This is a genomic window from Raineyella fluvialis (assembly GCF_009646095.1).
Lineage (GTDB): Bacteria > Actinomycetota > Actinomycetes > Propionibacteriales > Propionibacteriaceae > Raineyella > Raineyella fluvialis.
Genome location: NZ_CP045725.1, coordinates 2,975,994 through 2,994,512, shown reverse-complemented (window position 1 = coordinate 2,994,512; position 18,519 = coordinate 2,975,994). Strand labels below are relative to the sequence as shown.

Genomic DNA, 18,519 nt, shown 5'->3' with positions numbered 1-18,519 from the left:
ACTCTCTCATCACTCCACCCGGGCGGCGAGGGCCGACCGACCCGCAGACAGCAGCACCTCGACCGGCACGTCGTGGCCGGTCATCAGCCGTACCTGGTCCACGGCCTGATGCGCGAGCAGATCCATGCCGTCCAGCACGGTGCACCCCGGGACCCGCGACGCCGCGTCCCCGAGGACGGTCGGCCATGGGTGGTAGATGATGTCGAACACCACCGGTGAGGCGGCGGCGATCCGGGCGGCGACGTCGGGCTCGACGGCGGCGGGGGTCGTCGCGACGGTCACGTCGTGAGCCTCGGCCGGGAGTTCGCCCCAGTCCACCACTGTCAGCCGCTGCCCGAAGTGCGCCGCCACGTCATCCAGGCTCGCGTGGGCCCGCTCGGCGGAGCGGGCCATCACGGTGATCGTACGGACCCCGAGCGGCGCCAGCGCCGCCAGCGAGGACCGGGCGGTGGCGCCGGCACCGATGACGAGGGCGGATCGGGCATGGGCGACCCCGGCCCGGGTCAGCGCGGCGGTCATCCCGGTGACGTCGGTGTTCTCGACCCGGTGGCAGCCCCGGGCATGGTCGAAGATCAGCGTGTTGCCAGCGCCGACGACGCGGGCACCCTCACTGGGCCGGCCCAGCTCCAGCACCGCCTCCTTGAGCGGCATGGTGAGACTGAGTCCCACCCAGTCGCTGCCGCAGCCGGCCACGAAGTCCGCCAACTGGTGGTCGTCGACCTCGTGCGCCTCGTACGACCAGCCGGTCAGGCCGAGGGCCTCGTACGCCGCCCGGTGCAGGACCGGGGACAGCGAGTGTCGGATGGGCGATCCGAGCACGGCACAGCAATGACCGGCCATCAGCACAGCCCCTTCGACTTGTTGGCGGTGCACCAGGACTGGAATTCCGTGACGTACTGGTTGTGCTGCGCCAGGGTGGTGGCGAACTTGGTCTCCCCCGTCTCGAGATTGACGGTGACGAAGTAGAGCCACTGCCCGTCCGCCGGGTGGGCGGCCGCTTCCAGGGACGCCTTGCCGGGGGCGTCGATCGGCGTCGGCGGGAGCCCGGGGTGGAGATAGGTGTTGTACGGGCTGTCCTGTGCCCGCTCCTTGTCGGTGGTGGTGACCTTGCCGTCCAGCCCGGTCAGGTACTTGACGGTGGAGTCCATCTGCAGCGGCATGCCCCGGTCGAGCCGGTTGTAGATGACGCGGGCGACCTTGGGGCGGTCAGCGGGCGTGCGCGCCTCGGCCTCGACGACCGAGGCGACGGCGACGACCTCGGCGGGGGTGTGGTGCAGGGCCGTCGCGGCCTGCTCGAGGCCCACCTGCCCGGCGGCCTGCTTGTACTCGTCCACCATCGCGACGAGGATCTGCTTCGCGGTGGTGGTGTCACCGAGCTGGTAGGTGTCGGGGAAGAGATAGCCCTCGAGCGTCTTGGCATAGGCAGGGGCTCCGACGGAGGCCGGGTCCTTGGCCAGGTCCGCGAACTGCTGGCGCGGCAGGGCGCTCTGTTCGGCGATGCTGTCCAGCTGCTTGGCCAGGCTCAGCCCCTCACGCAGGGTGATCTGCTTGGCGGCCCGGTTCTTCGGATCGAGCATCGCGTCAACCGCCTGGGAGGCGGGAAGGTGGGTGCTCAGCCGGTAGTCGCCGGACTGGATCCCGGAGGCCTTGCTGTTCGCCTTGGCCGCCTTGACGAAGGCTGCCTCGGACTTGACCACGTCCTTGTCGGCGAGGATCTGACCCATCTCCTTCAGGGTTGCCCCGCTGGGGATCTTGACGGCCACGGGGGGCCCTGCGGTCGTGGAGGTGCTGTAGTCGGGCGCGCGAAGGCCGAGGACACCCGCGGCGTACCATCCGCCGCCGACGAGCGCGACGAGGACGATGACCGTCACCAGGGCAAGGATCACCCCGGCCCGGCGCGATCCGCGCCTCTCCTTGGCACGCTGGGCCCGACGCGGGCCCGGCTCGTCGGGTCCGTCGAGGAAATGGCTCATCGGGGGTCTCCCTGGTCGGGCACCGGCACGAGCTCCCCGGCGGGTTCGCCGGTGGAGCGCTCGGCGGACAGCGCGTAGTCGAGGATGGCCACGGCGGCGGCCTGGTCGATGACGGACCGCTGGGAGCGGGTGTTGCGCCCAGCGGCATGGAGGTCGCGGGTGGCGGCTGCGGTGGTCATCCGTTCGTCCACCAGCCGCAGACTCACGGACGGGGCCAGGCGGCGGCGGAGCACGGCGGCCCGCTGGCGCATCTTCTGCGCGGCCGGACCCTCTTTGCCCTTCAGTGTCCGCGGCAGCCCCATCACCACCTCGAGAAGCGGCCCGTACTCCTCGACGAGGGCGAGGATCTCGCCGACGGCGGCGACCTCGTCCCTGCGGACCTGGACGGTCCTCACCGGGTAGGCGAGCGTGGCGGCCGGATCACAGGCCGCCACGCCGATGCGGGCGTCGCCCCAGTCGAGGGCGAGTCGTACGCCGGGACGCAGGCTCATCGAGTGGCGCCCACCTTCTCGACGGCCGCCTTCACGACCGCCAGTGCCCGCGGCGCCCCGGCGGGATCGGTGCCGCCGCCCTGCGCCAGGTCCGGCTTGCCGCCGCCCTTGCCGCCGAGCTCGGCGCAGGCCACGCGGATGAGGTCGCCGGCCCTGAGGCCGGCCTCGCGCGCAGCGGCGGTGGTGGCGACCACCGCGGCCGGCTTCTGGGTGCCGCTGACCAGGGCGACGACCGCCGGGTTCTCCCCGAGGCGGCCACGGATCTCGGTGGCGAGGGTCCGCAGGTCGGCGGGAGCGACCTCGGCGACGGTCTCCGCCACCAGGGTCACGCCACCGATCCGGACGGCCCGGTCGACGAAGGCGCCGGCCGTGGCCAGCAGCTCCTTGGCGCGGTAGGCCGCGATCTCCTTCTCTGCCGCCTTCAGCTGCTCAGCCATCCGGGCCACCCGGTCGGCCAGCTGCTCGGGCTGGGTCCGGAGGCTGTCGGCGAGGCCCTGGACGAGCTGGCGTTCGGCCGCGAAGTGGTCGAACGCCTGCGACCCGACGAGGAACTCGACGCGCCGGATGCCCGACCCGATCGACGACTCGCCCGTCATCGCCACGAGTCCGATCTGGGAGGTGTGGGACACGTGCGTGCCGCCGCACAACTCCAGCGACCAGGGGCTGCCCATCTGGACGACACGGACCCGGTCGGGGTACTTCTCCCCGAACATGGCCATGGCGCCGGCCTGCTTGGCGTCGTCGAGGTTCATCATCGTCGTCGAGACGCCCAGGTCGTCGTGGATCGCTTCCATCGTGCGACCCTCGATCGCCTGCTGCAGATCCTTGGACAGCGCCTGGGTCGAGTTGAAGTCGAACCGCAGGTAGCCGGGCTTGTTGTACGAGCCCGCCTGGACCGCTGACGGGCCGACGAGCTCGCGCAGGGCGGCGTGCACCAGGTGGGTGGCGGAGTGCGCCTGGCGGGACGAGAACCGGTGGTCCGCATCCACGCGCGCATCGACGGTCTGCCCGGTGTGCAGCTCACCCTCCCCCACCCGGACGGTGTGCACCACCAGGCCCGGCACCGGACGCTGGACGTCGAGCACATCGAGGTGCAGGCCGTCGCCGGTGATGATGCCGAGATCGGCGTCCTGACCGCCCGACTCCGCATAGAACGGCGTCTCCGCCAGCACCACCTCGACGGTCTCCCCGGGGCGTGCCTCGGGGACGACGCGTCCGTCCCGCACCACGCCGCGGACGATCGAGGGGGTCACCAGTTCGTCGTACCCGGTGAACGCCGTCTCCCCGCCCGCCCGCAGCTCACGGTAGGTGTCGGTGCTGACCATGCCGCCCTTCTTGGCGCGGGCGTCGGCCTTGGCTCGGTCACGCTGCTCCTGCATCAGACTCTGGAAGGCCTTGCGGTCGACCGTCAGCCCCTGTTCCTCGGCCATCTCGAGCGTCAGGTCGATCGGGAAGCCGTAGGTGTCGTGCAGCTGGAAGGCGTCGGTGCCCGACAGGGTGTCCTGACCGGACTCCTTGGTACGCCGGACGGCGACGTCGAAGATCTGGGTACCGGCGGTGAGCGTGCGCCGGAAGGTGTCCTCCTCGGCGTACGCCACGTCGCTGATCCGCGCCCAGTTCGTCGCCACGTCGGGCCAGGAGACCTTCATCAGGTCCCGGCTGATCGGCAGCAGTTCCGACAGCACCGGGTCGTGCACGCCGAGCAGCCGCATCGCGCGGATGGCGCGCCGCAGCAGGCGACGCAGGACGTAGCCGCGCGCCTCGTTGCCGGGCGAGACGCCGTCCGACATCAGCATCAGACCGGAGCGGACATGGTCGCCGACCACGCGCAGGCGCACGTCATCGCCGTGGTCCTTGCCGTACGTCTTGCCCGCGAGTTCGGCCGCGCGCTCGATGACGGGCCAGACCTCGTCGATCTCGTACATGTTCTGCTTGCCCTGCAGCAGGTACGCGATGCGCTCCAGACCTGCACCGGTGTCGATGTTCTTCTTCGGCAGGTCACCGGCCACGTCGAAATCGGTCTTCGAGCGGACGCCGATGAGGTCCTGGGTCTGGAAGACGAGGTTCCAGATCTCCAGGAACCTGTCCTCGTCCGCTTCCGGACCACCGTCGGGCCCGTACTGCGGGCCGCGGTCGATGTAGATCTCGGAGCACGGGCCACCCGGACCGGGGACGCCCATGTGCCAGTAGTTGTCCTTGATGCCGCGACGCTGGATGTGCTCGGCCGGCATGCCGACCGCGCGCCACATCGCGAACGCCTCGTCGTCATCGGTCAGCACCGTGGTCCAGATACGGTCCCCGTCGAAACCGAAGCCGCCCTGGTCCTGCGGGGAGGTGACGAGCTCCCACGCGTACTCGATGGCGCCTTCCTTGAAGTAGTCGCCGAAGGAGAAGTTGCCCAGCATCTGGAAGAAGGTGCCGTGGCGAGTGGTCTTGCCGACCTCCTCGATGTCGAGGGTGCGGACGCACTTCTGGGAGCTGACGGCGCGGTCGAACGGCGCCACCTCGTCCCCGATGAAGTACGGCTTGAACGGCACCATGCCGGCGTTGACGAACAGCAGCGTCGGGTCGTTGTACACCAGCGGTGCCGACGGCACCACGGTGTGACCCCGCTTCTCGAAGAAGTCGAGGTACGTACGCCGGATATCGGCTGTCTTCATTCGTCGCCCTCCTCAGGCAGGTTCAGCGCGTCGCGGATCTCCGCTTCGCGCTCGGCGGAGGCCCGCCGTACGTCAGTGATGAACGCGTTCACGCGCTCCAGTGCGGGAGTGTCCTGGCTCGCCGCGATCACGCGGCGCCCCACCAGGACGACGACGGCGCTCGCCGCCGCGCCGATCACGAACCACATCGCGCTTCGTGCCCGACCCGCCATCATCGGACCCCCGCCTTGCTCCGGCGCCCGGCCGCGGCACGCACGCCGTAGCTGAACGCGGCGACCTTGACCAACGGCCCGCCGACGGTCGCGCGGAACAGGGTGGTCAGCTCCGCAGCGTTGCGCGTGAGGGTGGTGGCATTGGCAGCCACTCGGGAGGCGTCCTCGGTGATCACCCCGACCTTCTCGATCTCGGAGTTGGCCGCGACGACCGTGCCACGCAGCTCCGTCATGATCGGCACCAGCGAATGCCCGAAGTCGCGCACCACCAGCCGGACCTCCTCCAGGACCCGCGCGAGCTTGAGCAGCGGGCGGGCGAGGAAAGCCACCAGGAGCAGGGCGGCCACGGCCGCGAGCAGTCCGGCGATGCCACCGACGGTCATCAGGTACCTCCGTAAGAGACAGTACTGTTCGAATTCAACAGGGTTGACCCTACAGCCCGGCTCAGCCATCCCCCGCACGCAGCCAATAGAGTGTGAACCCATGGCGAGCCACCCATGGACCGAGAACTTCTCCCAGTGGGAACGCGGTGCGTACCGCGATTGTTCCGCCGTCCACCGGCGACGTGCCGACGGGCTGAACATCCGCGTCCTCCGGCACCTCCCGCCCGTGCCCAGCCCCGAGAGCATCGGCGGTTGGCCACGCGCCCGGTCCTGGCTGGTGTCGTTCTGGCGGCTGCACGACTCCCAGAGCTTCCACCTCACCGGCCCCGATGCGGCGCAACTGGCCGACGTCCTCGGGATGGAGGGGATCAGCGTGGCGACAGCCTTGGTCGAACTGAACAAGCGCGTCGGGCTGCTGGCCTGGCCCGCCGTCCTGCCGGGATTCGCATGGACGGGCGAGCTCGAGGACGGCGCCACGCCGCCCCAGCGGGCCCCCGAGGACTGGCGGGAGCGGCTCGCCGCCGCCGGCTGGACTCTTCTCACGGTCGAGGACACCCCGATGGCCGAGTACCGGGAGGCCGGCCTGGTGATCCGGGTCGGTGTCGACCCGGCTGACGAGGGCGCGCCGTACGTCCCGCAGTGCTGGTTCCTCGAGTTCGCGACGCTCGGCCACCGTCCGCTGCGCCGCTTCTTCGGGGCCGACCCGGCCCTCGTCCCGGCCGGCGAGCTCTACGTCACCCCCTGGCGCGACGCCGGGATGGTGCTGGAGCACCTGGTCGATCTTGCGGCCGCGCCGGTGATGCCCGGACGAGCGCCGACGAGTGTCGACGCGATCCGGTCCTGGCTGCAGGCGTCGACGGACAGCGCCGTGGAGTTCGTGGCACCGTCCCCGGGCTGAGGCCTCAGAGGCGATCCCTCAGCCCTGCGAGGCTCGCGGCCGGTGTTTGCCGAGGAGTTCCTCGAGGACGGCGAGCCGGTCGGCCAGGGCTGCCTCGGCCCCGTTGCGGGTCGGCGTGTAGTACTCGGCGTCGACGAGGTCGTCGGGCAGGTACTGCTGGCGGGCAACACTGTGCGGCGCGTCGTGGGCGTAGAGGTACCCCTTGCCATGGCCGAGGGCCGCCGCCCCCTGGTAGTGGGCGTCACGCAGGTGCGGCGGGACCGATCGGCCCTTCCCGGTCCGGATGTCCTCCAAGGCCCGCGCGACACCGAGGTAGGCGGCGTTGGACTTCGGCGCCATCGCGCAGGCCACGGTGGCGTGGGCCAGGGTGATCCTGGCCTCGGGCATGCCGATGAGCTGCACCGCCTGGGCGGCCGCGACACAGGTCTGCAGGACAGAGGACTGGGCCATGCCGATGTCCTCACTGGCGGAGATGATGAGCCGTCGCGCGACGAACCGGGGGTCCTCCCCCGCCTCCAGCATCCGGGCGAGGTAGTGCAGGGCGGCCTGGACGTCGGAGCCGCGGATCGACTTGATGAACGCACTGATCACGTCATAGTGCTGGTCCCCGGCGCGGTCGTAGCGCACCGCGGCCCGGTCCACGGCCTGCTCCAGGGCCGGCAGGTCGATCGTGTCGCCACCCCGCGCGGTCGCGCCCGCAGCGGCCTCCTCGAGATAGGTGAGGGCCCGCCGCGCGTCGCCACCGGCCATCTGCAGCAGGGCCGCCCTGGCGTCCGCCGCCAAGGCGTACGGTCCCCCGTCCGGGGTCCGCAGCCCGCGGTCGTCGGTCAGTGCCCGGTCCAGGAGGGCTCCGACCCCCTCGTCCGTGAGCGGCTTCAGCGTCAGCAGCAGCGAACGCGAGAGCAGGGGTGAGATGACCGAGAAGCTCGGATTCTCCGTCGTCGCGGCGATGAGCGTGACGAGGCGGTTCTCCACCGCGGGCAACAGGACGTCCTGCTGGGCCTTGGAGAACCGGTGCACCTCGTCGACGAAGAGGACCGTCGGATTGCCGCGGGCGAGCTCCCGCTTGGCGGTGTCCAACTCGGCACGCACGTCCTTCACCCCGGCGGTGACCGCCGAGATCTCGACGAACCGGCGGTTGGTCGAGCGCGACACGACCGCCGCGATGGTCGTCTTGCCGACGCCCGGCGGCCCCCAGAGGAACACCGAACCCGGCTCGCCCGCCGCCAGCCGGCGCAACGGTGACCCCGGCGTGAGCAGGTGGTCCTGGCCGACGATCTCGTCCAGGGTCCGCGGGCGCAGGCGCACCGCGAGGGGCTGCTGCCCGTTGCCCGCCCAGCTCAAGGTCCCCCCGCGCTCTGCGCGGACGGTCTCGTCGACGGGTTCCCCGAACAGGTCCTGACTCATCCGGATGAGTCTATCCGCGGGCACCGGGGAACCCGAACGCGACGACGACTCAGGAGGCGGTGGCCGCCTTCTGCGGCTGCGGGGCGTCCGAGGCGGCGCCCTTGGCCTTCGGCTTGGAGTCCACACCGGCCTCCCGCCGCTGCTTCACCGTGATCGGCGCCGGGGCGCCGGTCAGCGGGTCGTACCCGTTGCCGGACTTCGGGAACGCGATCACGTCGCGGATCGACTCGCTGTGGGACAGCAGCGCGGTGATCCGGTCCCAGCCGAACGCGATGCCGCCATGCGGCGGGGCGCCGAACTTGAACGCGTCGAGCAGGAAGCCGAACTTCTCCTGCGCCTCCTCCTCACCGATCCCCATCACCGCGAAGACACGCTGCTGGATGTCGCGGCGGTGGATACGGATCGAGCCGCCACCGATCTCGTTGCCGTTGCAGACGCAGTCGTACGCGTACGCCAGGGCGGACCCAGGGTCGGTGTCGAAGGTGTCCATCGACTCCGGCTTGGGCGAGGTGAACGCGTGGTGCAGGGCGGTCCAGGCACCCTCGCCGACCGCCACGTCACCGGCGGCGACGGCCTCGGACGTGGGTTCGAACAGCGGGGCGTCGACGACCCACAGGAAACTCCAGGCGTTCTCGTCGATCATCCCGGTCCGGCGTCCGATCTCCAGCCGCGCCGCTCCCAGCAGCTCCTGGGAGGACTTGCGGCCGCCCGCGGCGAAGAAGATCGCGTCGCCGGGCTTCGCCCCGGTCGCGGCGGCGAGGCCCTCACGCTCGGCGTCGGTGATGTTCTTGGCCACCGGGCCGGCCAGGGTGCCGTCCGTGCCGACAGTGACGTACGCCAGGCCCTTGGCCCCGCGCTGCTTCGCCCACTCCTGCCAGGCGTCGAACTGGCGCCGCGGCAGCGAGGCGCCGCCGGGCATCACGACGGCACCGACGTAGGCGGCCTGGAAGACCCGGAAGGTGGTGTCCTTGAAGTACTCGGTCATCTCGGTGATCTGCAGGTCGAAGCGCAGGTCCGGCTTGTCCGAGCCGTACTTGTCCATCGCGTCGGCGTAGGTCATCCGCGGGAACGGGGTCGGCAGGTCGACGTCGATGAGCTTCCAGATCGCGGCCATCACCTGCTCCGACAGCGCGATGACGTCGTCCTGGTCGACGAAGCTCATCTCGATGTCCAGCTGGGTGAACTCCGGCTGGCGGTCGGCACGGAAGTCCTCGTCGCGGTAGCAGCGGGCGATCTGGTAGTAGCGCTCCATGCCGGCGACCATCAGCAGCTGCTTGAACAGCTGCGGGGACTGCGGCAGGGCGTACCAGGAGCCGGGAGCGAGACGCGCCGGCACGAGGAAGTCCCGAGCGCCCTCGGGCGTCGAGCGGGTCAGCGTCGGGGTCTCGATCTCGACGAAGTCGTGCGCGTCGAGCACCCGGCGGGCGGCCTGGGAGACCTTCGAGCGCAGCCGCAGGGCCTTGGCCTGCTGCGGCCGACGCAGATCGAGGTAGCGGTACTTGAGCCGCGCCTCCTCGCCGACGCTCACGTGCTCGTCGATCTGGAACGGCAGCGGTGCAGCGGGGTTGAGCACCTCGAGCTCGCTGATCGCGACCTCGATCTCACCGGTCGGCAGGTCGGGGTTGGCGTTGCCCTCGGGGCGCTCCTCGACGACGCCGGTCACGGCGATGCAGAACTCGTTGCGCAGGTCGTGCGCGCCCGACGACTGCAGGATCTCGTCCCGGACGACCACCTGGGCGACCCCACTGGCGTCACGGAGATCGATGAACGCCACCCCGCCGTGATCACGTCGACGTGCCACCCAACCCGCGAGGGTGACGGTCTGACCGGCGTGCGCGGCGCGCAGGGTGCCGGCGTCATGGGTACGAATCACAGGTGGTCCTTCCAGGGGCGGTCGGGGGCGTACGGCAGCCCAGCCTACCGCCGATCGCCCGCAGACCCGTGATCGGGCGACCAGCCGGTCAGTGGGTGGTCTCCGGGACGGCCAGACCGTATCGGTAGGCCAGCACGAGGATCTGCGTCCGGGACCGTACGCCCAGCTTGTCGCCGAGGTGGCGCAGGTGCGCCTTCACCGCCGCCTCGGAGATGCACAGGGCCTCCGCGATCTCCTTGTTGCTGAACCCCTGCGCCAGGTGGTCGAGCACCTCCTGCTCCCGGGGCGTCGGCGCGGCGAACCGGCCCATCTTCGGGGGTTGCGCACGTGGGCTCTCGGCCGGGGAGTCGGCGATGCTGCGTGCCAGGGCCCGCGCGATCCGCGGCGAGAGCGGCATCTCGTCGGCGAGGGCCTGGCGGATGCCGTCGATGAGCGCCTCGGCAGGGGCGTCCTTGACGAGGTAGCCGGCCGCGCCGGCCTGCAGCGCGGGGACGACGTAGTCGAGGGAGGCGAAGCTGGTGACCGCGATCATGCACGCGTCGGGGTGCCGGCGCCCGATCTCGGCCATCGCCTCGACACCGGACATCCGCGGCATCTTCAGGTCCATCAGGACGACGTCGGGGCGGACCTCCTCGAACCGGGCGACGGCCTCGCGCCCGTCGCGGGCCTCCGCGATCACCTCGCAGTCCTCCACGTCGCCGAACAGATGCCGATAGGCATCACGAACCACCGCTTCGTCATCGACCACCAGTATTCTCGTCCGTCGCACGTTCCTAGACTACGAGGCGAAGAACTATCCGAAAGGCGATGGTGCCAGGGCGATGATGTCGACCACCATGGGTAGTGGCGCCGGGGGGTGCTGTCAGTCCAGGAAGGTGGGGACCGATGAAACCAGTTGTGAAACACACAGTGATAGAGCGCATTGTGATGGTGAGCGTTGCACTGGTCGTTCTGTCGGCGCCCACCTCCCTGGCTGCCACCGGGGCCAAGGCCCAACCGGCCGGCTTCCGCGACGCGATCTGCTGGTGGCTGCCGATCGCCTGCGCCTGACGTCACGAGGGCCCATCCTCCTGACCGACCCTCTTCTACGGGCCGGGGCGAGCCGGTGATTCGCGTTGCCCGCCAACTGCCCGCCTTCCTGCGCGACCGGCCGCTAGCCCCTTGGTTGCGCCTGTCGCTCGCGGTGCTGGTGACCGTCAGCGCGGTTGACGACCTCACCCGGGGGGTGGCCGGCGGGACGGCAGCACTCGACGGGCCACTGATCGTCTTCGGGACGATCCTCATGTACGCCGTGCTGTATCTGGTGCTCTGGCGGACCACCTGGGCCGTTCTGGCCTGTCTCCCCCTGCTGGTCGTGGTGCTGATCACCGGAGATGACGTCACCGGGATCCTGACCGGTGCCCTGATCGTGCTCCTCGCCCCGATGACGACGAGTTGGCTCTTCACCGGGCTCACCTGGGGCCTTTACCTCGCCTGGCTGGTGGCGGCCAGCGCGTTGCACGGCCCCCGCTGGCCGCAACTGTTCTGGCCGGTGCTGCTGATGTTCTTCATGGCGGCGGCCCTGGGCACGGGTGTCCAAGGATTCCAGCGCGGTCGGGCGGCCGACCGGCGTCGGCTCACCGAGCTGCGGGAGGAGAACCTGCGGATCCGCGAGGACGAGCGCGCTGCGCTCGCCCGCGAACTCCACGACGTCGTCGCCCACGAGCTCTCCATCATCTCGTTGCAGATCACCAGTCGCAGCCGCAGCGAGGACCCGGTCGAGTTGCATCGGGTGCTGACCAGCGTCCAGCGGTCCGCCCACTCGGCGCTCTACGAGTTGCGCCTCCTCGTCGGGCTGCTCCGCGAGGGCGGGGACGACGAGTCCGACCTCGGCCACCTCAGCGACGACACGTCGGTCGTACGCGTCGTCGAACAGTTGCATCACCAGCTGGGCGATCTCGGCTTCCGGGCGGACTGCGTGGTGCCGGAGGCGATCGACGACCTGCCGGCCACGCTGACCCGCACGATCATCCGGATCCTCCAGGAAGCCAGCACCAACATCGTCAAGCACGCCCCCAAAGGGAGCGAGTGCGCGGCCACGATCCGCCTGGAGCCCGATGCGGTGGTGCTGACCGTGGTCAACACCCTGGGAGCGCACCAGGTCCCCGTCGATCTGCGGCTGGGACCGACGGGCTGGGGCCTGCGCGGCATCGCCGAGCGGGTGGACCTGCTCGGTGGCGAGTTCTCCGCCGGCCCCTCCGGGGAGCAGTGGCTCGTCCGGGCGGCGATCCCGCTGGCCGACGACGTGACGTGACCGGTGTCGGTCAGCCGCGGACGGTCCTCGGAAACAGGTCCTCGGCCGGCGGCGTCCAGGCCTGCGGATCGGCACCGACCTGCTCGCCGGAGCGGATGTCCTTCACCTCGTCGTGCTCCCCCGCCCCGAACCAGACGAACGGGATCCCGCGCCGGTCGGCGTAGCGGATCTGCTTGCCGAACTTGTCCGCCTTGGGTGCCACCTCGGTGGGGATACCGCGCCTGCGCAGCAGGTCGGCCGTGCGCAGCGCGCGCTCTCGGGCGTCCTCGTTGTCCACCGCGACCAGCACGCAGGTCGGCACGGATCGGCTCGACGTGAGCTCGCCCCGGCCCAGGATCGGCGCCAGCAGCCTGGTCACACCGAACGAGTAGCCGACACCGGGGAAGGTGACCTTCCCGTCGGAGGCCAGCGCGTCATAACGGCCACCGGAGGCGACCGACCCCATCCGCTCGGACCCCTGGAGCACGGTCTCGTACACGGTGCCGGTGTAGTAGTCGAGCCCCCGCGCGATCTTCATGTCGGCCAGCATCCGGCCGGGCACCTGGCGCTCGGCCACCCGGACGACGGCGGCCAGCGCCTCGAGACCCTCGTCCAGCATCGGGTGCTCGACCCCCAGGGCCCGGACCTGGTCGACGAACGATTCGTCGGGAGTGGCGATCTCCGCCAGCGCCACGCAGCGCTGCGCCTGGGCAGCCGACAGGCCGGCCTCCTCGACCAGCAGCGCGGTGACGACATCGGGGCCGACCTTGTCGTACTTGTCGACCCGCTGCAGGACGGCGGCGGTGTCCTCGATGCCGAGGCCGCGGTAGAAGCCCTCGGAGAGCTTGCGGTTGTTCACGTGCAGCACGACCGGCGGGATGCCGAGGTCGACGTGCAACTTCTCGAAGGCATCGAGGGCGACCAGCGGGATCTCGACGTCGTGATGGCCGGCCAGGGCGCCTTGGCCGACGATGTCGATGTCGGCCTGGACGAACTCGCGGTAGCGCCCCTCCTGCGGCCGCTCACCGCGCCAGACCTTCTGCACCTGGTAGCGACGGAACGGGAACACCAGGTGCCCGGCGTTCTCCAGCACGTAGCGCGCGAACGGGACCGTCAGGTCGAAGTGCAGGCCGAGGTCGTCGCCGTCGGTGTTGTCGCCCTCGAGGCCCTGCAGGCGGCGGACGACGTAGATCTCCTTGTCGATCTCGCCCTTGCGGGCCAGCTGTTCCATCGGCTCCACGGCACGCGTCTCGATCGGGGCGAAGCCGTGCAGCTCGAAGGTCGAGGTCAGGATCCGCAGCGCATGCAGCTCGACCATCCGCTCGGCCGGGAGGAACTCGGGGAAACCGGACATCGGCTTGGGGCGGCTCATGCGGGCACAGGCCTTTCTGATCGGGCGAGAGGGTCAGAACGAGGTTAGTCCTTGCGCTGACAGGTACGGGTTGGAGGCCCGCTCACGGGACATCGTGGTCTGCCCGCCGTGGCCCGGCAGGAGGACCGTGTCGTCCGCCAACTCCAGCACGACGGTGCGCAGCGTCTCACGCATCGTCGCGGCGTCGCCGCCGGGCAGGTCCACCCGCCCGATGCTGCCGGCGAACACCACGTCGCCGGTGAAGACCAGCGAGCGGGTCTCCGGCTCCTGTGGGGCGATGCGGTAGAGCGTCGAGCCCGGGGTGTGCCCGGGCGCGTGCAGGGGCTCGAAGGCCAACCCGGCCAGGGTGATCGGCTCCCGGTCGGCGACCTCATGGACGACGGCGGGCTCACGTCCGCTGAAGTCACGGGCGTGGCCGAGCTCCTGCTCGACGACCTCACGCGCACCCGCGATCTCGTAGGGATCCGTCAACCGCGCCCGGTCACCCGGATGGATCCAGCAGCCCACGTCGTACGCCGCGCAGACGTCCACCGCCGAGTACAGATGGTCGATGTGGCCGTGGGTCAGCAGGACGCCGCGCGGCTCCAGGCCGTGTTCTGCGACCAGGTCGTGGACCGGGCCCAGCGCCCCGACACCGGGATCGATCACCACGCACGGCCCCTGGTCACCCGGGGCCACGAGGTAGCAATTGGTCTGCCACGGCCCGGCGGGAAATGAGGCTATGAACACAACGGCCACCATATCCGGCAAGATGTACGCATGAGCGAAATGACAGGGCCAGCTTCCTTTGGTCGCGTCGACACCGACGGCACCGTATTCGTCCGCACCCCGGAGGGAGAACGTGCCGTGGGCCAGGTCTCCGGTGCGGAGCCTGCCGAGGCGCTCGCCATCTACGTCCGTCGTTTCGAAAACCTGACGGTCGAGGTCGACCTGCTGGAGAAGCGCCTGAAGGGTGGCGCACTGACGCCGGACGACGCCCGCAAGCGGATCGCCATGGTCCGGGCGAACGTGCACGACGCCGCCGCGGTCGGTGATCTCGCCGCCCTGGAGGCCCGCCTCGACGCCCTCACCCCGCTGATCGAAGCGAAAAACGAGGAGCGCAAGGCTGCCCGCGCCGCGCAGAACGAGGAGACCCGCGCCGCCAAGGAGGCGATGGTCGCCGAGGCCGAGAAGATCGCCGCCGGCACCGACTGGCGCGGCGGTGTCAACCGGTTCCGTACGCTGCTCGACCAGTGGAAGGCGTTGCCGCGGATCGACAAGGCGACCGACGACGCGCTGTGGCATCGGTTCTCGACCGCCCGGACCACCTACACCCGCCGCCGCAAGCACCAGTTCGCCGAGCAGAGTGCCAAGCGCGACGAGTCTCGCGCACTCAAGGAGGCGATCGTCGCGGAGGCGACGCCATTGGCCCACTCGACCGACTGGGGCCAGACGTCACGCGACTTCCGTGATCTGATGCAGCGCTGGAAGGCCGCCGGGCCTGCCCCGCGCGAGATTGACGACAAGCTCTGGAAGCAGTTCCGTGCCCTCCAGGACACCTTCTTCGACGCGCGCAACGCCGCCCAGAACGAGCAGGACGAGGAGTTCCGCGGCAACCAGGAGGCCAAGGAGGCCCTCCTTGACGAGTACGAGCCGCAGATCAAGCCCGACGCGGACCTCGCCCGGGCCAAGCAGCTCTACCGCCAGATGCTCGACCGCTGGGCCGAGATCGGCAAGGTCCCGCGCGACTCGATGCGCGGCCTCGACAACCGGCTGCACAAGATCGACCAGTCGATCAAGCAGCGCGAGGAGGCCGAGTGGAAGCGTACGGACCCCCAGGCACGCGAGCTGGCGACGGACACGGCCCGCAAGATCCAGGCCCAGATCGACGACCTGGCGGACAAGGCGTCGAAGGCCGAGGCCCGTGGCGACGCGAAGAAGGCCAAGGAACTGCGGGCTTCGATCGACACGTACCAGACCTGGCTCGAGCAGGCCGAGCGCGCGGCGCACGACTTCGGGGCCTGAGCCTTCGGGGTCTACGGGGTGGGCAGGTCAGGCCCTGACCCGGCCCACGTCGTAGACCCCCGGCACCCGGCGGATCGCGTTCATCACGTGGTCCAGATGCGTCGGATCGGGGGTCTCGAACGACATCGTGATCCGCGCGGTGCGGTCCCGGTGGGTGGCGACGCTCGCCGAGGTGATCGAGATGTGCTGTTCGGCGATGGAGCGCGTCACATCGGAGAGCAGACCGCTGCGGTCCAGCGCCATGATGTGCACGGTGACCAGGAACGAACTGGCCGACGTCGGTGCCCAGGAGACCTCGACGATCCGCTCCGCTGAGTGTTCCAGCAGGTCCTGCGCGTTGCTGCAGTCGCGCCGGTGCACCGAGACCCCCGAGGCGCGAGTGATGAAACCGATGATGTCGTCGCCCGGCACCGGGGTGCAGCAACGGGCCAGCTTGACCCAGACACCCTTGTCACCGTGCACCATCACGCCGGTCTCCGACGACGTCGGCACGGCGCGCGGCCGACGCAGGACGATGGAGTCCTCGCTGGTCTCCTCCGCGACCTCCTCAGGGCCACCGGCGATCTCGACCAGGCGCTGGCAGACCGACTGGGGTGAGATGGACCCCTCGCCGACAGCTTTGTAGAGGCCGTTGACGTCGGCGACGCGGAAGTAGGTGGCGACCTCTGTCAGGTGCTCGATGGTCAGCAGCCGCTGCATCGGCATGTCCATCCGGCGCATCTGCCTCGCCAGCGCGTCCTTGCCGCTCTCGATCGCCTCGTCGCGCCGCTCCCGGGTGAAGTACTGGCGGATCTTGGCCCGGGCCCGCGGGCTGGCGACGAACTCCAGCCAGTCGCGTGACGGCCCGGCGCCCTCGGCCTTGGAGGTGAGGATCTCGACCTTGTCCCCGGTCTGCAGCTTCGACTCCAGCGGCACGAGGCGACCGTTCACCCGCGCTCCGATACAGCGGTGCCCGACCTCGGTGTGGACCGAGTAGGCGAAGTCCACCGGGGTGGCACCCTGCGGCAGGGTCACCATGTCGCCCTTGGGTGTGTAGACGATGACCTCGTCGACACTGATGGAGAAGAGCAGGTCGTCGAGGAACTCCTCCGGGTCCTCCGTCTCGCGCTGCCACTGGTTGAGGGCACGGACCCAGTTGAGCTCGTTGGGGTCGGCGCGGTCGCCCTTGCCCTCCTTGTACTTCCAGTGCGCGGCGACGCCGTAGTCGGCGCGACGGTGCATCTCCCAGGTGCGGATCTGGAACTCCACCGGGGTGCCCTCAGGACCGCGCACCGTGGTGTGCAGCGACTGGTACATGTTGTACTTCGGCATCGCGATGTAGTCCTTGAACCGCCCGGGCAGCGGGTTCCAGCGCGAGTGCAGGACGCCCAGGGCGCCGTAGCAGTCCTGGATCGAGTCGACGATGATCCGCAGCGCCACCAGGTCGTAGATGTCGTCGAAGGAGCGGCCGCGGACGACCATCTTCTGGTAGATCGAGTAGTAGTGCTTGGGCCGCCCGGTCACGGTCGCCCGGATCCCGGCACGGTGCAGATCACCGTCGATGAACTCGGAGACCTGCTTGAGGAAGCGCTCCCGGGAAGGTGCCCGTTGGGCGACAAGGTGCACGATCTCGTCGTACAGCTTCGGCTGCATGGTGGAGAACGCGAGGTCCTCGAGCTCCCACTTGATCGTGTTCATGCCGAGGCGGTGGGCCAGCGGCGCGTACACCTCGAGGGTCTCCGCCGCGATCCGGTTCTGCTTGTCCGGGCGCAGGAAGTGCAGGGTACGCATGTTGTGCAGGCGATCGGCCAGCTTGATCACCAGGACCCGGATGTCCTGGCTCATGTTGACGATCATCTTGCGCAGGGTCTCGGCCTTGGCCGAGGGGCCGTACGTCACCTTGTCCAGCTTCGTCACGCCGTCGACCAGCAACGCCACCGTCGGGCCGAAGTCCGCGGTGACCTGGTCCAGGGTGTACGCGGTGTCCTCGACGGTGTCGTGCAGCAGGCCGGCGCAGATCGTCTCCTCGGCGGCACCCAGCTCGGCCAGGATCGTCGCAACGGCCAGCGGATGGGTGATGTAGGGGTCGCCGCTCTTGCGCTTCTGGCCGGCGTGGTGCCGGGACGCCGTGAGGTAGGCCCGCTCAACGACGGCGAGGTTGGCCCGGGGGTGGCTGGCCCGGATCGCCTGGTACAGCGGATCCAGGACATTGGGCTGTGGAGGTTTGGTGCCGAGGCGCGCCAGTCGCTGCCGCATCGACAGGCGCGGCACATCGTTCATGGCCACGGGCAACAGTTCGTCACTCACGGCGGCCTCCTCCCGGAGTCACCTTGTTATGGCCTGAGAGTCTAGACCCGCCGACAAGGAACACCGTCCCCGTGAAACCGATCCGTCCCCGAATCCAGCCATGGCCCGGTCAGGAGGCGACCGTGACCAGGGCTGTGATCGCCGTCTCCCCCAGTCCCGCCCTCGCGAGCAACTGCCGGGGCTGGAGGAAGGCCAGTTCCATCAGCACGGAGACGTGGACGAGCTCGGCGCCGAGGCGCTGGATGAGTCCCGCGGTCGCGGCGAGCGTGCCGCCGGTGGCCAGCACGTCGTCGACGACCAGCACCCGGGACCCCGGCTTGATCGCGTCGGTGTGGATCGTCAGCGTCTCGCTGCCGTACTCCAGGTCGTAGCTGACCTCGTACGTCTCCGCGGGCAGCTTGCCCGGCTTGCGGACCGGGACGAAGCCGGCACCGAGCGCGATCGCGACGGGGGCCCCCACGATGAATCCCCGGGCCTCCATCCCGACCACGACATCGATGCCCGCCGGCGCCGTCGCGACGAGCTCGTCGATGGTGGCGCGGAAGCCCGCGGCGTCACCCAGCAACGGGGTGATGTCCTTGAAACCGACCCCCTGCTGGGGAAAGTCCGGGATGTCGCGGATCAGCGAGGCGATCAGGGCCCGCCGCTGCACGGAGGTGGTCTGTGTCGTCGACGTCATCTATCCCTC

At 70.0% G+C, this 18,519-nt stretch carries 17 protein-coding genes; 4 read left to right on the top strand and 13 right to left on the bottom strand.

The window, feature by feature from the left end:
- Nucleotides 1–9: 9 nt before the first annotated feature.
- Genes Rai3103_RS13675 through Rai3103_RS13650 form a run of 6 tightly spaced genes read right to left on the bottom strand, consistent with a single transcriptional unit; the run spans nt 10 to nt 5,719 of the window.
- Nucleotides 10–840: a shikimate dehydrogenase gene (locus Rai3103_RS13675; protein WP_153573768.1), complete on the bottom strand. Its 831-nt coding sequence runs from the start codon at nt 838–840 to the stop codon at nt 10–12.
- Nucleotides 840–1,973, bottom strand: a complete 1,134-nt coding sequence (mltG, locus tag Rai3103_RS13670) for an endolytic transglycosylase MltG (RefSeq protein WP_153573055.1) — start codon at nt 1,971–1,973, stop codon at nt 840–842. Before mltG ends, Rai3103_RS13675 begins: the two co-directional genes overlap by 1 nt.
- Nucleotides 1,970–2,464, bottom strand: coding sequence for a Holliday junction resolvase RuvX (gene ruvX, locus Rai3103_RS13665; RefSeq protein ID WP_153573054.1), 495 nt, complete (start codon nt 2,462–2,464; stop codon nt 1,970–1,972). The genes mltG and ruvX overlap by 4 nt, the downstream gene beginning before the upstream one ends.
- Nucleotides 2,461–5,124: an alanine--tRNA ligase gene (gene alaS, locus Rai3103_RS13660; RefSeq protein ID WP_153573053.1), complete on the bottom strand. Its 2,664-nt coding sequence runs from the start codon at nt 5,122–5,124 to the stop codon at nt 2,461–2,463. The genes ruvX and alaS overlap by 4 nt, the downstream gene beginning before the upstream one ends.
- Nucleotides 5,121–5,312, bottom strand: a complete 192-nt coding sequence (locus Rai3103_RS13655; protein WP_153573052.1) for a hypothetical protein — start codon at nt 5,310–5,312, stop codon at nt 5,121–5,123. Before Rai3103_RS13655 ends, alaS begins: the two co-directional genes overlap by 4 nt.
- 23 nt (nt 5,313–5,335) lie before the next feature.
- Nucleotides 5,336–5,719: a DUF948 domain-containing protein gene (locus tag Rai3103_RS13650; protein ID WP_153573051.1), complete on the bottom strand. Its 384-nt coding sequence runs from the start codon at nt 5,717–5,719 to the stop codon at nt 5,336–5,338.
- Nucleotides 5,720–5,819: 100 nt separating this feature from the next.
- Here Rai3103_RS13650 and Rai3103_RS13645 point away from each other — a divergent pair, with 100 nt between their 5' ends.
- Nucleotides 5,820–6,617, top strand: coding sequence for a hypothetical protein (locus Rai3103_RS13645; protein WP_153573050.1), 798 nt, complete (start codon nt 5,820–5,822; stop codon nt 6,615–6,617).
- An 18-nt stretch (nt 6,618–6,635) separates the two neighbouring features.
- On the opposite strand, the gene Rai3103_RS13640 is transcribed toward Rai3103_RS13645, so the two are convergent.
- From Rai3103_RS13640 to Rai3103_RS13630, 3 genes are all read right to left on the bottom strand, one after another.
- Nucleotides 6,636–8,024, bottom strand: a complete 1,389-nt coding sequence (locus Rai3103_RS13640) for a replication-associated recombination protein A (RefSeq protein ID WP_153573049.1) — start codon at nt 8,022–8,024, stop codon at nt 6,636–6,638.
- 49 nt (nt 8,025–8,073) lie between these two features.
- Complete coding sequence (gene aspS, locus Rai3103_RS13635; RefSeq protein ID WP_153573048.1) at nt 8,074–9,897, bottom strand: aspartate--tRNA ligase; 1,824 nt, start codon at nt 9,895–9,897, stop codon at nt 8,074–8,076.
- 88 nt (nt 9,898–9,985) lie between these two features.
- A complete protein-coding gene (locus Rai3103_RS13630; RefSeq protein WP_228488923.1) occupies nt 9,986–10,645 on the bottom strand; it encodes a response regulator in 660 nt (219 codons plus the stop codon).
- 179 nt (nt 10,646–10,824) lie between these two features.
- Between Rai3103_RS13630 and Rai3103_RS18600 the strand changes: the two genes are divergently transcribed.
- Both Rai3103_RS18600 and Rai3103_RS13625 read left to right on the top strand, forming a co-directional pair.
- Nucleotides 10,825–10,947, top strand: coding sequence for a hypothetical protein (locus Rai3103_RS18600; RefSeq protein WP_277872976.1), 123 nt, complete (start codon nt 10,825–10,827; stop codon nt 10,945–10,947).
- Between the two features lie 55 nt (nt 10,948–11,002).
- Complete coding sequence (locus Rai3103_RS13625; protein WP_153573046.1) at nt 11,003–12,190, top strand: sensor histidine kinase; 1,188 nt, start codon at nt 11,003–11,005, stop codon at nt 12,188–12,190.
- A 10-nt stretch (nt 12,191–12,200) separates the two neighbouring features.
- On the opposite strand, the gene hisS is transcribed toward Rai3103_RS13625, so the two are convergent.
- Nucleotides 12,201–13,541 carry a histidine--tRNA ligase gene (gene hisS / locus Rai3103_RS13620; RefSeq protein WP_153573045.1) on the bottom strand — a complete coding sequence of 447 codons (1,341 nt, stop codon included), beginning with the start codon at nt 13,539–13,541 and terminating at the stop codon, nt 12,201–12,203.
- 33 nt (nt 13,542–13,574) lie between these two features.
- Entirely contained in the window at nt 13,575–14,282 is a 708-nt protein-coding gene (locus tag Rai3103_RS13615; protein ID WP_338420027.1) for an MBL fold metallo-hydrolase, read from the bottom strand.
- An 18-nt stretch (nt 14,283–14,300) separates the two neighbouring features.
- On the opposite strand from Rai3103_RS13615, the gene Rai3103_RS13610 reads away from it, so the two are divergent.
- Nucleotides 14,301–15,545 (top strand): DUF349 domain-containing protein, encoded by a 1,245-nt coding sequence (locus Rai3103_RS13610; RefSeq protein WP_153573043.1) that lies wholly within the window; start codon nt 14,301–14,303, stop codon nt 15,543–15,545.
- A 27-nt stretch (nt 15,546–15,572) separates the two neighbouring features.
- Here Rai3103_RS13610 and Rai3103_RS13605 read toward each other — a convergent pair whose 3' ends face one another.
- Nucleotides 15,573–17,831 carry a RelA/SpoT family protein gene (locus Rai3103_RS13605; RefSeq protein ID WP_338420026.1) on the bottom strand — a complete coding sequence of 753 codons (2,259 nt, stop codon included), beginning with the start codon at nt 17,829–17,831 and terminating at the stop codon, nt 15,573–15,575.
- Nucleotides 17,832–17,940: 109 nt separating this feature from the next.
- Nucleotides 17,941–18,510 carry an adenine phosphoribosyltransferase gene (locus Rai3103_RS13600; protein WP_153573042.1) on the bottom strand — a complete coding sequence of 190 codons (570 nt, stop codon included), beginning with the start codon at nt 18,508–18,510 and terminating at the stop codon, nt 17,941–17,943.
- Nucleotides 18,511–18,519 lie beyond the last annotated feature (9 nt).